Below are 15,037 nucleotides of genomic sequence, written 5' to 3' on the forward strand. Positions count from 1 at the left end.
GGGGCGGTGCGCTCCCCTCCCCCTTGCGGGGAGGGGAGTGCACCGTCGGTGGCGCGCCATGGTGCCCGATCCTCGCAAGCTGGAGTTCCCCGTCTGCTCCGTGTATGCTTCGCCGACATGTAACGGGTACGGCATGTCGATGGTCTCTCGCAAATCCGCTCTCGCCTTCGCGCTCGCTGGCGTATGCTTGGGAAGCCAAGCAGCTCTGGCCCAATCCGGCCCTGTCAAATACTGGCTTCCGAGCTGGCCGATCGGCTTCAGTACCGACCCCGGCGTCGTGCAGACTCTCGATTCCTACAGCAACGTCCCGGGCTTCACGGCGAGCGGCAGCAACACCGGCTTCTTCGCGCGACGCTACAGCGTGGCGAACAACTGGGCCGCGCTGTCCGGCGTCGGCCTCAGCCCGGGCATCGTCAATCGCTACGGCTCGCTCGGCTCGTACACCACCGAAGGCGCGCAATACGGCTACACGTTCAAGAGCGGCGTCAGCTTCTATGGCGGCTTCGAGGCGCTGAAGGTCACGCCGGGCCTCGGCGGTCCGTTCGCGACCTTCGACGGTCGCTCGACCTCGACGCCGGCCTACGCGATCAATGGCGGCGTCGAGTTCAAGCCTGCGTCCAATGTCAGCCTGTCGCTCGGCTTCAGCTATGCCGGCCAGTCGTCCGACCGTGTGGACAGCGATATCAACTCCCCGGCACTGCCCGGCGCCACGCCGCAGGCCTTCACGAGCGGGCGCAGATAGCCTTCGAGCGATAGGGCGAGCTGCCGGCCACACTCCCGATGTCGTCCCGGCCTCGAGCCGGGACCCATACCCCCAGGGAGCTGTTTGAGGCACGCTGGTCGACCGATCTCGCCCTATCACGACGGCCGGTGGTGATGGGTCCCGGCTCGAGGCCGGGACGACACCGAGAGTGAGGCGCGAGCACGCCAATGTCTTCTGGAACGATGTCCGTTGTCGTTCAACCGAACTACGCCGCCGCCTTCAGCACCTTCACCAGCTCGCGGTGGATCACCTCATTGCCGCACACGACGTGCCCGGTCGCCAGCGCATCCTCCTTGCCGTCGATGCCCGACACCGTGCCGCCGGCCTCGCGCACCATGATCATGCCGGCCGCGATGTCCCAGGGCTGCAGGTCGCGTTCCCAATAGGCGTCGAAGCGGCCGGCGGCGACGAAGGCGAGGTCGAGCGAGGCGGCGCCGAAGCGGCGCAGGCCGGCGACCTTGACCTGCAGCGAGGTCATCTCGCGCAGGAACAGCTGGTGGTCGCCGCGGCCGATATGCGGCAGGCCGCAGGCGATGACGCATTCATGCAGCTGTTTGCGCGCGGCGACGCGCAGCCGCTGGTCGTTGAGGAACGCGCCCTTGCCGCGCTCGGCGATGTACAGCTCGTCATTGGCCGGGTTGTAGATCACGCCCGCGATCACGGTGTCCTCGCGCTGGAGCGCGATCGAGATCGCGAATTGCGGGATGCCGTGCAGGAAGTTGGTGGTGCCGTCGAGCGGATCGACGATCCAGGTATGCGACTTGTCGCTGCCCTCGCGCTTGCCGCCTTCCTCGCCCAGGAAGCCGTAGCCCGGCCGGGCCTTGGAGAGATCCTCATAGAGCATCTCCTCGGCCTTCTTGTCGGCACGGGAAACGAAATTGGCCGGCCCTTTGAGCGACACCTGCAGGTGCTCGATCTCGCCGAGATCGCGCTTGAGGTTGCGGCCGGCGCGGCGCGCGGCCTTGACCATGACATTGATGAGGGCGGAATGAATCATGTGCTCGATGCGCTGGGCTGACCGCACCTTGCGGTGCGCGCCTCGCCGGAAAACGGGGAGGCGGTTGGAAATGGCTGGCTGTGGGTGCCCTGAAGGGGCCGCCGCGTCAAGGGCGGATCGGCCGGCCGCCCTTTGGTCGCCCGCAGGTCACTTGATCGTACCGAGCCAGCGCTTGGCGGCCTCCTCGCCCTTGGCGCGGTCCTCGGGCGACATGTCGGCGAATTTCTCCTCCAGCTTGGGATCGCCCTTGCCGGCGGTCTTGGCCACCAGGTGCCACTTGTAGGCCTCGATCTTGTCGAGCGGCGTGGAGATCCCATACCAAAGCACCCAAGCCAGCCGGTTCTGGGCAACCGGGCTGTTCTGTCGGGCTGCCCGGCGCAGCAGCGCAATCGCGGCGGGCTGATCCTTCGGAACGCCGGAGCCGTTGAAGAGGGCGATGGCGTATTCAACCTCGGCATCGAGATTGTCGGCCAGAGCCGCGGCCTGGAGCAGCCGGGCGGCCTTCTCCAGATCCTTCGGCACGCCGGTCCCTTCCTTGTAGAAGGTGGCAAGCGCGTATTGCGCCTCCGCATTGCCGGCATCCGCCGCGATCCGCAGCAGCTCAGCCGAGCGCTTCAGGTCCTGCGGCAGGGTCTGGCCATCGAGATAGAGCAGCGCGAGATTATAGGCCGCCTTGGGCTCGCCGAGCTTGGCGGCGGAGGCCAGCAGCTTGACCGCTTCCGGCTTGTCGACCGGGCCGCCGCGTCCCGCCAGACGCATCATCGCCAGCGCGAACATCGCCTCGCGGTCACCGGCCTCGGCGGCGCGCTTGTACCAGATCGCCGCCTTCTCGTAGTCGCGGCGGATGCCCATCGCGTTCTCATAGAGCTGGCCGAGCATCGCCATCGCCTTGGGATCGCCGGCCTGCGCGCGCGGCGTGGCGAGGTCGAAGGCGGTCTTGTACTGGCCGCGCTGATAGGCGCCGTACACCAAATCGACATTGGGATCGTTGGCCGCCGGCTGCTGCGTCGGCGCGGGAGCCGGGGCCGCCGGCTTGGCCGAGGGGGCTGGCGCGGGCTTCTTCGCCGCGGCAGCTGGTGCCTTCGGTTTCTCCGCCGCCTTTTCGGCCGGTTTCTCGGCGGGTCTCGGTTTCTCCGCCGGCGGCGGCTGCAGGGCCGGCGGCGTCAACGAGATCTGCGCGCGTGCACCGGCGCTCATGACGACGAACGCAGCAACGAGGCATGTCAGGCGCAGCATCGTCATGGGCGGGGCCGTTCAGCTTCCAGCAATCGCGATGGGTGCCGCTGCATGGGCCTGCCGGATGGTTGCGCCAATGTCGGCCAGCGCGGCTGCGGGGCCGCGTTCATCGTTCCAGACGAGGTCGTCCACCAGCACGAAATCCGCTCCCGCGGCGACGAAGTCCGCCGCCTCCTTCAGCGAGATCGCATAGCCGACGCAGGGTGGTTCGAACAGCTCGGCCCACCAGGCGAGACGCTCGTTGACGGCATCGGGCGAGGGCCGCCGGCCCTGTGCGTCACGCTCGCCGAACAGCACGTAATCAGCCCCGAGCTCGCCCGCCCGCATCGAGTCGTGGCGCGTCGACAGCCCGCCGCCACCGGCAATGCGGTCCGGCTTCAGCCCCGGCAGCGCCTCTTCCAGCGCGGCGATACCGGTCAGATGTGCGCCATCCGCCCCGGCCCGCGCGACGATATCGGGATGGCCGTCGATCAGCAGCGCCGCGCCGGTGCCCTGGATCACAGGCGCCAGCGTCTTGACCGTCGTGATCATGCTGCGCGGATCGCTCTCCTTGAGCCGCACCAGCACCGCAGCGACGTCGGCGCTGGCGAGGATCACGGGCAGGCTGGCGGCGAGCGCCGCCGCGTCGGTCACCACAGGCGTCGCCAGATAGATGCGCGGCTCAGGCCGCGCGGGAGTGCTCTTGCCGGACAAATTATGCCGCCTTCTCGTCGCGCCGCGTCATCACGTACCGGGGAATCCTGTCATTGTCGATGCGGTGGGCCCCGGGACGTCTGGGGCGGAGCATGGCTCTGCGGGTAAACCGTGGTGCGGTGATCCGCAAGGCCGCCGAGCCCCGCGGCGCGGGCGGCACGCAGGGTCGTGCCAGCTCAGTGCGAAGATGTCCATCATCTGCTCCAGACGACACCTGCCCTGCGAGTCAAACTAGTCGGTTCTCGGGCGGATGCCGAGCGAACATTGGCCGTTGCCGGGGCAGGCTCTCACAGAGGTGAACGGGAAGTTCATCGTCGTTGGTCGAGCGATCTTTCGCGTCGGCGGCAGTCGGCCCCCCCTTGCGGCGAGGGAGCGAGGGTGGGGTCCACGGGCGCCGGCTGCCGTGAGGTTCACCGGCCCGTGACCGGCACGCGGCGGTCGCAGCTCTCGCCGACGCTCTCCGTCGTAGTTACGGATCGTCATTGCGAGCGAAGCATCCAAAGTCCCGCCCGCAGCCCCTGGATTGCTTCGCTTTGCTCGCAATGACGCGGTGAGGTCCCTGCCTCCAACGACCGGTGTGCCCGCAGGCCGTGGCTCGGCTCTCATCACCTCGATCGCGCCCGGAGACCGCCACCCCGACCCGCCCCGTAAGGGGCAGGGCTATCGCATATGGCGATGCGGAGCTGTACCGGCGAACGATCCTGCTCACTTGTTGCTCAGTCATGCCCGGGCTTGCCCCGCCTGCGCGGCCGAAGCCGCTTCGGCGCGGCGAAGGCCCGGGCAACCACGTCGTTCTCAGGGCACCGGACGTCGTCATGGCCGGGACAAGCCCGCCATGACGACGTGGAGAGAGACGAGCACATAACCGCGATCTTCATATGCGATAGCCCTGCCGCAAGGGCGAGCGGAGCTGACCGGGGTCTTGGCGGTCACTGAGGTCCAGAGAGCTGATTGCAGGCCAGCTCACGCCACCTTCGGGTCGAGCTCGCCCTTGGCGTAGCGCTTGGCCATCTCGGCGGTTGTCAGCACGCGCTTGATCTTGCCGGCCTGGCCCGCAGTGTTGAACTCCTCGAAGCGCTGCTTGCAGAGCTTGGTCATGGCTTCCATCGCCGGCTTCAAATATTTGCGCGGATCGAACTCCTCCGGGTGCTGCGACAGCACCTTGCGGATCTGGCCGGTCATCGCCATGCGGTTGTCGGTGTCGATATTGATCTTGCGCACGCCGTGCTTGATGCCGCGCTGGATCTCGGCGACCGGCACGCCCCAGGTCGGCTTCATCTTGCCGCCGAACGAATTGATGATCTCCTGCAGGTCCTGCGGCACCGACGAGGAGCCGTGCATCACCAGATGCGTGTTCGGCAGCTTGCGGTGGATCTCCTCGATCACGTTCATTGCAAGGATGTCGCCATCCGGCTTGCGGGTGAATTTGTAGGCGCCGTGCGAGGTGCCCATCGCGATCGCCAGCGCGTCGACCTTGGTCTCCTGGACGAACTTCACGGCCTCGTCGGGATTGGTCAGCAGCTGGTCGTGCGACAGCTTGCCCTCGGCGCCGTGGCCGTCCTCCTTGTCGCCCATGCCGGTCTCGAGCGAGCCGAGCACGCCGAGCTCGCCCTCGACCGAGATGCCGCCGAGATGTGCCATGGTGGCGACCGTCTTGGTGACGCCGACATTGTAGTCCCAGTCGGCCGGGGTCTTGCCGTCGGCCTTGAGCGAGCCGTCCATCATCACCGAGGTGAAGCCGGACTGGATCGCGGTCATGCAGGTGTCGGCGCCGTTGCCGTGGTCGAGATGCACGCAGATCGGGATCTGCGGATAGATCTCGGTCAGCGCGTCCATCATGTGCTTGAGCATGATGTCGTTGGCGTAGGCGCGGGCGCCGCGCGAGGCCTGGATGATCACCGGGGCGTCAGCGGAGCTCGCCGCCTCCATGATCGACAGCGCCTGCTCCATGTTGTTGATGTTGAAGGCCGGGACGCCGTAATCGTGCTCCGCCGCGTGATCGAGCAATTGACGCAAGGTAATGCGGGCCATGGCTGGAACTCCCTGATGATGATTTGGACCGTGCGGCGGCTGACGCACGCGTCGAAACTGCTGCACCGTGCATAACGCGGTGACCGGCGGAATCCAAGGGTGGCGGCGATGCAGGCGAGGGGCCTGGGCAACAGGGCGCCGTTTGGGTTAGCAGCCGTAACGAGCACCGAGGGCTTTGGGCCGGCTCAGGTCTTCCTGTCAGGTCTTGCCTTCAGGTCCTGCCTTCAGGTCTTTCTGGCTTCGAGAGCTGCCATGCGCTCCTCGACCGCGCTGACCCGCTCGTCGAAGTCGCTGGCAGCGGCGCGCATCACCACCAGCATGCCAGCGGAATCCCGGCGCTGTTTGCGGATCACGGCTTCCATGCGCTCGTGTTCGGCCCGGTTGTCCTGCCTGAACTGACTGACGTCCGATCGAAGCGCGGAAATGCTCTCCTGGATCTTGATCAGGATCGAATGGACGGCGTCTGTCGGGGTCTCGGCCATGGATAGAACATAACAGAAACATCCATGGCCGACAAGTGTCAGAGCGTCAGGCTTTCAGCACCTCGACGCCCGGCAGCGGCTTGCCTTCCATCCATTCCAGGAACGCGCCGCCAGCGGTCGAGACGTAGCTGAAATCGCCGGCCACGCCGGCCTGGTTGAGCGCAGCGACGGTATCGCCGCCGCCGGCCACGGAGATCAGCTTCTTGGCCTTGGTGCGTTCCGCCGCGTGCTTGGCGGCGACCATGGTGCCGCGGTCGAACGGGTTCAGCTCGAAGGCGCCGAGCGGGCCGTTCCACACCAGCGTCGCGGCGTCGTCGATCGCGGCATGGATGCGCGCGGTCGATTGCGGGCCGACGTCGAGGATCATGCTGTCAGGCGGGATCGCGTCGAGGCCGTAGGCGAACGACGGCGAGTTGGCCGCGAAGTGATAGGACACGGTCGCATCCACCGGCAGGATGATCGCGCAGTTCGCGGCTTCCGCCTTTTCCATGATCCGCAGCGCGGTCGCGGCGAGATCCTTCTCGGCCAGCGACTTGCCGATCTGCACGCCCTGCGCATGCAGGAAGGTGTTGGCCATGCCGCCACCGATCACCAGCGCATCCACCTTGGTGACGAGGTTTTCCAACAGGTCGATCTTGGTCGACACCTTGGCGCCGCCGACGATCGCGATGACAGGCTTGGCGGGGCGCCCCAGCGCCTTGTCGAGCGCGTCGAGTTCGGCCTGCATGGTGCGGCCGGCATAGGCCGGCAGCTTATGGCCGAGGCCCTCGGTCGAGGCATGGGCGCGGTGCGCGGCCGAGAAGGCGTCGTTGACCCAGATGTCGCCGAGCTTGGCGAGTTCTGCGACGAAGGCCGGATCGTTCTTCTCCTCTTCCTTGTGGAAGCGGGTGTTCTCCAGGCACAGCACGTCGCCGTCCTTCATCGCGGCAATGGCCTTCGCCGCGGGCTCACCGATGCAATCATCGGCGAAGGCGACCGGGCGCTTGATCACCTTCGACAGCGCGTCAGCAACGGGCTTCAGCGAGTCCTTGGCGTCGCGGCCTTTCGGCCGGCCGAAATGGGCGAGCAGGATGACCTTGCCGCCCTTGGTCGCAAGCTCATTAATGGTCGGCGCAACGCGCTCCAGGCGCGTCGCATCGGTCACGTGGCCGTTCTCCATGGGCACGTTGAGATCGACGCGCAGCAGCACGCGTTTGCCCTTTGGATCGACGTCATCGAGGGTGCGGAATTTGGTCATTGAAGCCACCGTAATACGAGGGACTCATCAGCGGTGATTGAATCCGTCGGTGTTCTCCGGCGGATTACCTTCCTGTTTGGTCGTCACCCGCATGCCCTGGCGGAAGCCATAAGCGATCAAGCCGATCAGCAGCAGTACGCCGGGGATGCCGAGCCAATTGGGAAGGGTCATGGCGCTTCCTCAGTCGTCATTCCGGGTTCGATGCTTCGCATCGCCCCGGAATGACTGGGACAGGCTCAAAGCAGCTTGCCCATCGCAACGGCCGTGTCGGCCATGCGGTTGGAGAAGCCCCACTCGTTGTCGTACCAGGACATCACGCGCACGAGGTTGCCGTTCATGACCTTGGTCTGGTCCATGTGGAACGTCGACGAATGCGGATCGTGGTTGAAGTCGATCGAGACGTTCGGCGCGTTGGTGTAGCCGAGCACGCCCTTGAGCTCCTGCTCGGCGGCGCGCTTGATCGCCTCGTTGATCTCCTTCGGCTCGGTGTTGCGCTTGGCGACGATCTTGAGATCGACCACCGAGACGTTCGGCGTCGGCACGCGGATCGCGACGCCGTCGAGCTTGCCCTTGAGCTCCGGCAGCACCAGGCCGATCGCCTTGGCCGCACCCGTCGAGGTCGGGATCATCGACATCGCCGCTGCGCGGCCGCGATAGAGATCCTTGTGCATGGTGTCGAGCGTCGGCTGGTCGCCGGTGTAGGCATGGATCGTGGTCATGAAGCCGGTCTCGATGCCGACCGTGTCGTTCAGCACCTTGGCGACAGGCGCCAGGCAGTTCGTGGTGCACGAGCCGTTCGAGACCACCAGGTGATCCTTGGTCAGAGTCGCATGATTGACGCCGTACACGATGGTGGCGTCGGCGCCGTCGGCCGGGGCCGAGACCAGCACGCGCTTGGCGCCGGCGGTGAGATGCGCGGAGGCCTTGTCCTTGGAGGTGAAGATGCCGGTGCATTCCAGCGCGATGTCGACGCCGAGATCCTTCCACGGCAGCTTCGACGGATCGCGCTCGGCGGTCACCTTGATCTTGCCCTGGCCGATATCGATGGTGTCGCCGTCGACCGTCACGGTGTGCGGAAAGCGGCCGTGCACGCTGTCGAAGCGCAGCAGATGGGCATTGGTCTCGACCGGGCCGAGATCGTTGATGCCGACCACCACGATGTCCTTGCGGCCCGATTCCGCGATGGCGCGCAGCACGTTGCGGCCGATGCGGCCAAACCCGTTGATCCCGACCCGGACTGCCATTTTCGTCTCCTTCAATGACGTTTCTCGTCCCCGTCTGCGTCCTCCTAACAGGGGCGCCACGAGGGTTTTGGAACTAATGCCGACCGGTTCTGCCGGGCGGGAGCGGACGATAAGGGCCTTTTGGTAGACCTTTTTCGCGCAAACCTCAACTGTCTGGCGGCGATCCTGCTCCTGCCGACCGCGCGGCGTTGATCAGCGCAAGCAGCTCCTCGCCATAATGCTCGAGCTTCTTGTCGCCGATCCCTGGTATATCGCGCAGCTGGCCGAGCGTCGTCGGGCGGGCACTGGCGATGCCGTCAATGGTGGCGTCGTGCAGCACGACATAGGCTGGTACACCACGCTTGCGCGCGATCTCCGAACGCCATGCCCTGAGGCTCGCGAGCAAGGGCGCATCGGCAGCCGCGGCCGGCCGCGCCACCAGCTCGCCGCGCCGCGATTTGCTGCGGATGGCGCGGGTGCTGGCGGTCTCCTCGCGCAGCATCACCGGCGTTTCGCCCTTGAGCACGCCGCGCGACGTCTCCGTCAGCTTCAGCGCGCCATAGGCCTCGCTGTCGGGCGCCAGGTAGCCCATGGCCACAAGCTGGCGCAGCGCGGCGCGCCACTGCTTCTCATTCATCTCGCGGCCGATGCCGAACACTGACAATTGATCATGTCCGAACTGCTTGACACGCTCGGTGGCGCGCCCGACCAGCACGTCGATCAGGTGCATGGCGCCGAAACGCTGGCCGGTGCGATAGGCACAGGACAGCAGCTTCTGCGCGATCACCTTGCCGTCGCGCATCTTCGGCGGCGACACGCAGTTGTCACAATTGCCGCAGTTCTCGCCCGCCGGGCTCTCGCCGAAATAGCTCAGCAGCAGCTTGCGCCGGCAGCCGGCGGTCTCCGCGAGCGCGACCAGCGCGTCGAGCTTGCGGATCGACATCCGCTTGTACGCCTCGGCGCCGGTGGACTCGTCGATCATGCGGCGCTGCTGCACGATGTCCGAGAGGCCATAGGCCATCCAGGCGGTCGAGGCCTTGCCGTCGCGCCCGGCGCGGCCCGTCTCCTGGTAGTAGGCCTCGATGCTCTTCGGTAGGTCGAGATGCGCGACGAAGCGCACGTCCGGCTTGTCGATACCCATGCCGAAGGCGACGGTGGCCACGACGACGACGCCGTCCTCGTTGATGAAGCGGTCCTGGTTGCGCGAGCGCACCGCCGGATCGAGCCCGGCGTGATAGGGGATCGCGGTGATGCCGGCCTCGTTCAGCGCCGCCGCGGTGTCCTCGACCTTGGCGCGCGACAGGCAGTAGACGACACCGGCGTCCCCGGGATGGCGCTCCTTGATGAAGGCCTTCAGCTGCGCGGGGCCGTTGTTCTTGTCGACAATCTCGTAGCGGATGTTGGGACGGTCGAAGCTGGCGACGAATTGCGGCGCGTCGCTCAGGCTGAGCCGCTCGGCGATTTCCTTGCGCGTCAGCTCGTCGGCGGTCGCCGTCAGCGCGATCCGCGGCACGTCCGGGAAGCGCTCGGCGATGATCGAGAGGCCGATATATTCCGGGCGGAAGTCGTGCCCCCATTGCGATACGCAATGCGCCTCGTCGATCGCGAACAGCGCGATCTCGGCGCGCTCCAGCAGCGACAGGCAGCGCGGCGTCACCAGCCGCTCGGGGGCGACATAGAGCAGGTCGAGATCGCCGACGATGAGCCGCCGCTCGACCTCGTCGGCCTCCTCGCGCGACAGTGTGGAGTTCAGCACCGCCGCATTGACGCCGGCCTCGATCAGGCCGGCGACCTGGTCGCGCATCAGCGCGATCAGCGGCGACACCACGATGCCGCAGCCTTTGCGCAGCAAAGCCGGCAGCTGATAGCACAGCGACTTGCCGCCGCCGGTCGGCATCAGCACCAGGCAGTTGCCGCCCTCGGCGACATGCCGGACCACCTTCTCTTGCGCGCCGCGAAAGCCCGGCAGCCCGAATACCGAATGCAGCACCGCCAGCGCGCGATCGGCCGTGTCGGTCGGGGCGGTGGAGGATGGGGCCATGGTGCGAAGGGAGCTTCCGGAAGGTCAGGCAAACCGGCGCATCAAGCCGCGCCTGTTCTCGTATTGTCCACGTCTGGAGGCATCATAGTCAATGCTGCCCCTCACCCTGAGGAGACCGCCGGAGGCGGTCGTCTCGAAGGGCGAGGCCCGTGATCTCAATCTCGACCCTCATGGTTTGAGACGGCGCTTCGCGCCTCCTCACCATGAGGGTCGGGCGGCGGACCGGCCGCTGCACACGGAGGACCATGAACACGCCAACCGGCGAGTTCATGGAGAGGGTTGAGATGCGAGATCGACGATGCAGCCTTGGCGGTTGCGCGCTCACCCCAGCCGCTTCACCGCCGCTTCCACCGCCGCTTCCGCGGTGATGCCGAAATGCTTGTACAGCTCCTTGTAGGGGCCGCTCTCGCCGAACGAATGCATGCCGATGAAGATGCCGTCGGTGCCGATCACCGCGTCCCAGCCCCAGCGCACCGCGGCCTCGATGGCGATCTTGACCGGCGCGTGGCCGATGATCTTGGCCTTGGCCTCGGCTGGCTGCTCCAGCAGCAGCTCCAGCGAGGGGACCGAGACGACGCGCGCGGGGATGCCGCGCTCGGCAAGCTGCTTCTGCGCGGCGACCGCGATCTCGACCTCCGAGCCGGTGGCGAACAGCGAGACCTTGGCGTCGCCCTGCGCCGCTACCAGCTCGTAGCCGCCATGGCTGCAGGGATTGTCCGCCGGTGCTGAGGTGCGCAGCTGCGGGAGGTTCTGCCGCGTCAGCGCCAGCACGGTCGGGCCGTTGGTGCGGTTGAGCGCCAGCTCCCAGCATTCGGCGGTCTCGACCGCGTCGGCCGGGCGGAACACGCGCATGTTCGGGATCGCGCGAAGTGCGGCGAGATGCTCGACCGGCTGGTGCGTCGGGCCGTCCTCGCCGAGGCCGATCGAATCGTGGGTCATCACATAGACCACGCCGGCGCCCATCAGCGCCGACAGCCGCATTGCGCCGCGCGCGTAGTCCGAGAACACCAGGAATGTGGCGCCGTTCGGCGCGAAGCCGCCATGCAGGAAGATGCCGTTCATGGCAGCGGCCATGCCGTGCTCGCGGATGCCGTAATGGATGAAGCGGCCCTTCGGCGTCTTGGCCGAGAACGAGGTGGCCGACTTCGCCTTGTTGTTGTTGGAGCCGGTGAGATCGGCCGAGCCAGCGACGAACTCGAAAGGCATCGCAGCTGCAATCACCTCGATCGCGGCTTCCGACGATTTGCGCGTGGCGATGTTCAGCGGGTTCTCCAGCAGCGCCTTCTTGTGGTCCTTCAGCGCCTTTGCCAGCGCCGCGGGCCGCTCGTGGCGCAGCCGGCGCTCGAACTCCGCGCGCTTGCGCGGGCCCATCTCGCCGAGCCGGGTCTCCCATTCGGCGCGCGCCGGCGCGCCGCGGCGGCCGGCCTCGCGCCAGGCCGCGAGCACGTCATCGGGCACCGAGAACGGCTCCTGGGAAATGCCGAGCTTCTCCTTCGCGCCCTTCAGCTCCTCCGCGCCGAGCGCCTCGCCATGCACCTTGGAGGTGCCAGCCTTGGTCGGCGCGCCGTAGCCGATCGTGGTCTTGCAGGCGATCAGCGACGGCCGGCTCGACTTCTGCGCCCGCGCGATCGCCGCGGCGATCGCCTCGGGATCATGGCCGTCGATCAGCTCGGCGGCCCAGCCGCACGCCTTGAAGCGCTTCACCTGGTCGACCGAATCGGCGATCGACAGCGGGCCGTCGATCGAGATGCCGTTGTCATCCCACAGCACGATCAGCTTGTTGAGCTTCCAGTGCCCGGCCATCGCGATCGCTTCCTGGGAGATGCCCTCCATCAGGTCGCCGTCGGAGGCCAGCACATAGGTGTGATGGTCGACGATCTTCTTGCCGTACTCCGCCTGCAGCATCTTTTCGGCCAGCGCCATGCCGACCGCGGTGGAAATGCCCTGGCCGAGCGGGCCGGTGGTGGTCTCGATGCCCTTGGTGCGGAAATTCTCCGGATGGCCGGGGGTCAGCGAATCGACCTGGCGGAAGCGCTTGATCTGGTCGAGCGTCATCTCCTCGTTGCCGGTCAGATACAGCAGCGCGTAGAGCAGCATCGAGCCGTGGCCGGCGGACAGCACGAAGCGGTCGCGGTCGGGCCAGGCGGGCACGGCCGCATCATATTTCAGCACGCGGGTGAACAGCACGGTGGCGACGTCGGCGGCGCCCATCGGCAGGCCCGGATGGCCGGATTTCGCCTTTTCGACGGCGTCCATTGCGAGCGCGCGGATGGCGTTGGCCATGCGGGAATGATCGACCTGCGTCATGCTGGAATCCGTCCAAACGTGAAATGCTGATGACAGGAGAGCCGCCGGTATCGCTGGCGGGCCGGGATTTTGCGGGCTGATTAGCACCTCAGTTCCGGGAATCAAAGGCAATGCAACGTCCCGGGCGTCCCAAAAGTTGCTTAGTAGTGCATAGTTTCGGCCGAGCGTTGCACTTGGCTCGCCCAGCACGTAAGATTTTGCCCGTAAACGCTTGCCGGACAGCGGCTTTTGTCGCTATCCCCAGGTGGGATAAGGGCCTCGCATCCGCGTCATGAACGATCACCCTGCCAATCTTGCCGGCCAGGTGGAACCCGGCGCCGCCGATCTCGAGGCGGCGACGCGGCGCCTCATGACCGCGCTGGACGCGCTGGAGAGCGCGGTCGAGCGGCGGCGCGAGGCCGATCGCGACGAGGACGAGCTGGCGACCCGCATCCAGGCGCTCGGCGCCGACCGCTCCCGCCTCGCTGACGAACTCGACGGCTCGCTGATGAAGACGCGCCGGCTGGAACGCACCAACCGTGAGATCGCCGAACGTCTCGACACCGCGATCGGCACCATTCGCGCGGTGCTCAACGGCGGCGGGCAAGACGATGAGGACGAGGAATGAGCCACATCAACGTCACCATCAACGGCCGCCAATACCGCATGGCCTGCGAGGAGGGCCAGGAACTGCGGCTTCTGAAACTCGCGGAGAGCCTCGAAACACGCATCACCAATCTGCGCGGCAAGTTCGGCGAGATTGGCGACGCCCGCCTCACCGTGATGGCCGCGCTCACCGTGTGCGATGAGCTGATCGATGCCAACCAGCGCGTACAGTTGCTCGAGCAGGAGCTCGAAGGCCTGCGCAACGTCCGCAACCAGGCCAGCGACCGCGCCCGCGCCACGCAGGTCGCGGTGGCCAAGGCACTCAACGCCGCGGCCGAGCGCATCGAGCGGACAACGCAGGTGCTGAACCGGACCATCGGTGGCGGGGTGGCGATAGGGTAGGTGAGGGCGAACTAACAACTCATCATCGCGGTGGCTTGCCGCTTGCTCCTCTGGCAATGACGGGAGTGTAGGGTGGGCAAAGGCGCAAACGACGCTGTCTCGACAGACATCAATGTCTCGTGCGCCGTGCCCACCGATTCCCATCCGTGATGCCGGCGGTGGGCACGGCGCGTTCAGCCGACAGATCAAGACAACGCAGAGGACGGGCGCGCCTTTGCCCACCCTACGCCGTCTCGCTCACATCTGCGCAAGCTGTTCTTCGATCGCCGCCTTGTCGATGACCGACCACACTTGCGCGATCCTGCCGTAGCGAAATTCGTAGAACACGTTCTCGGCAAAGGTGACGCGCCGGCCGGCGACGGGCAGGCCGAGGAAATCGTCCGTCGGCGTGCAGTCGAAGTCCAGCCGGCACGCGATCCGTGGCGGGTCTGACAGCAGCAGGCCGATATTGAAGCGAAGATCGGGAATGGCGGCGAAGTCGCCGGTCAGCATGTCGCGATAGCCGGCGAGTCCGAGCTCGCGCCCATTGTGGACCACGTGCTCGTGCACGAAATCCCCAAGCGCCGGCCAAGCCTGCGCATTGAGGCAGACGATATAGGCGCGATAATGATCGGCGAGCTCGGCTGCGGTCATGGTGATGATCTCAACTGAGGGACTGATCGTGATCAATCCTCCCCGGCGCGCGCTGTTCCCACCGTCGATGCGGCGCTGTAGCTCCAGTGCCTGTCCAATCCCAGCATCGGTGTTTATGGGTCCCGGCTCGAGGCCGGGACGACAGCGGAGGGTGTGGCGCGCTGCTCGCCATACCCTCCGAGTCGTCCCGGCGAACGCCGGGACCCATACCGCGTGATCCGTCGAGGGACGTGTCTGCCCGCGGTCTTGCTGTTTGGCTGGTCTGCATGAGCGCCCCTCGCGATGACGTCACGTTGTGCAACCGCGAAAACCGTTATCGCCGCGGCGCGATCATTTTGCGAGCGCTTGTCGTTCGCCGCCTGCTGCCCTACTGCTTGAGCAAGCGGACGTCACCGAATCCCATGACG

At 66.5% G+C, this 15,037-nt stretch carries 14 protein-coding genes; 3 read left to right on the forward strand and 11 right to left on the reverse strand.

The annotated features are described in order from the left end of the window. Positions 1 to 187 precede the first annotated feature (187 nt). Entirely contained in the window at positions 188 to 742 is a 555-nt protein-coding gene (locus BRADO_RS05225) for an outer membrane protein (RefSeq protein ID WP_244422967.1), read from the forward strand. Positions 743 to 968: 226 nt separating this feature from the next. Here the strand turns inward: BRADO_RS05225 and BRADO_RS05230 are convergent, their stop codons facing one another. From BRADO_RS05230 to tkt, 10 genes are all read right to left on the reverse strand, one after another. Then, on the reverse strand, positions 969 to 1,760 hold the full coding sequence (locus BRADO_RS05230; RefSeq protein WP_041756125.1) for an inositol monophosphatase family protein: 792 nt from the start codon (positions 1,758 to 1,760) through the stop codon (positions 969 to 971). Between the two features lie 147 nt (positions 1,761 to 1,907). Continuing rightward, complete coding sequence (locus BRADO_RS05235; RefSeq protein WP_011924274.1) at positions 1,908 to 3,002, reverse strand: tetratricopeptide repeat protein; 1,095 nt, start codon at positions 3,000 to 3,002, stop codon at positions 1,908 to 1,910. A gap of 12 nt (positions 3,003 to 3,014) precedes the next feature. Next, on the reverse strand, positions 3,015 to 3,689 hold the full coding sequence (locus tag BRADO_RS05240) for a thiamine phosphate synthase (RefSeq protein WP_011924275.1): 675 nt from the start codon (positions 3,687 to 3,689) through the stop codon (positions 3,015 to 3,017). 963 nt (positions 3,690 to 4,652) lie between these two features. Further along, complete coding sequence (gene fba / locus BRADO_RS05245; RefSeq protein ID WP_011924276.1) at positions 4,653 to 5,720, reverse strand: class II fructose-bisphosphate aldolase; 1,068 nt, start codon at positions 5,718 to 5,720, stop codon at positions 4,653 to 4,655. Positions 5,721 to 5,944: 224 nt separating this feature from the next. After that, a complete protein-coding gene (locus BRADO_RS05250) occupies positions 5,945 to 6,202 on the reverse strand; it encodes a hypothetical protein (RefSeq protein WP_011924277.1) in 258 nt (85 codons plus the stop codon). Between the two features lie 46 nt (positions 6,203 to 6,248). After that, positions 6,249 to 7,439 carry a phosphoglycerate kinase gene (gene pgk / locus BRADO_RS05255; protein ID WP_041756126.1) on the reverse strand — a complete coding sequence of 397 codons (1,191 nt, stop codon included), beginning with the start codon at positions 7,437 to 7,439 and terminating at the stop codon, positions 6,249 to 6,251. A 27-nt stretch (positions 7,440 to 7,466) separates the two neighbouring features. After that, the gene (locus BRADO_RS35345; RefSeq protein WP_173363484.1) at positions 7,467 to 7,610 is read right to left on the reverse strand and encodes a hypothetical protein; all 144 of its coding nucleotides are present in this window, start codon (positions 7,608 to 7,610) and stop codon (positions 7,467 to 7,469) included. A 65-nt stretch (positions 7,611 to 7,675) separates the two neighbouring features. Beyond that, on the reverse strand, positions 7,676 to 8,683 hold the full coding sequence (gene gap, locus BRADO_RS05260) for a type I glyceraldehyde-3-phosphate dehydrogenase (protein WP_011924279.1): 1,008 nt from the start codon (positions 8,681 to 8,683) through the stop codon (positions 7,676 to 7,678). A 145-nt stretch (positions 8,684 to 8,828) separates the two neighbouring features. Beyond that, on the reverse strand, positions 8,829 to 10,703 hold the full coding sequence (gene recQ, locus BRADO_RS05265) for a DNA helicase RecQ (protein WP_011924280.1): 1,875 nt from the start codon (positions 10,701 to 10,703) through the stop codon (positions 8,829 to 8,831). Positions 10,704 to 11,024: 321 nt separating this feature from the next. Next, positions 11,025 to 13,010 (reverse strand): transketolase, encoded by a 1,986-nt coding sequence (tkt, locus tag BRADO_RS05275; protein ID WP_011924281.1) that lies wholly within the window; start codon positions 13,008 to 13,010, stop codon positions 11,025 to 11,027. A gap of 271 nt (positions 13,011 to 13,281) precedes the next feature. Between tkt and BRADO_RS05280 the strand changes: the two genes are divergently transcribed. Together BRADO_RS05280 and BRADO_RS05285 are read left to right on the forward strand one after the other, a co-directional pair. After that, positions 13,282 to 13,617 (forward strand): DUF4164 domain-containing protein, encoded by a 336-nt coding sequence (locus tag BRADO_RS05280; RefSeq protein ID WP_011924282.1) that lies wholly within the window; start codon positions 13,282 to 13,284, stop codon positions 13,615 to 13,617. Next, positions 13,614 to 13,997, forward strand: coding sequence for a cell division protein ZapA (locus BRADO_RS05285; protein WP_011924283.1), 384 nt, complete (start codon positions 13,614 to 13,616; stop codon positions 13,995 to 13,997). Before BRADO_RS05280 ends, BRADO_RS05285 begins: the two co-directional genes overlap by 4 nt. Positions 13,998 to 14,234: 237 nt before the next feature. Here the strand turns inward: BRADO_RS05285 and BRADO_RS05290 are convergent, their stop codons facing one another. Beyond that, positions 14,235 to 14,630 (reverse strand): ester cyclase, encoded by a 396-nt coding sequence (locus BRADO_RS05290; RefSeq protein WP_041757319.1) that lies wholly within the window; start codon positions 14,628 to 14,630, stop codon positions 14,235 to 14,237. Positions 14,631 to 15,037: the final 407 nt, after the last annotated feature.

Origin of the sequence: Bradyrhizobium sp. ORS 278, assembly GCF_000026145.1 — a bacterium.
Taxonomy (GTDB): Bacteria; Pseudomonadota; Alphaproteobacteria; order Rhizobiales; family Xanthobacteraceae; genus Bradyrhizobium.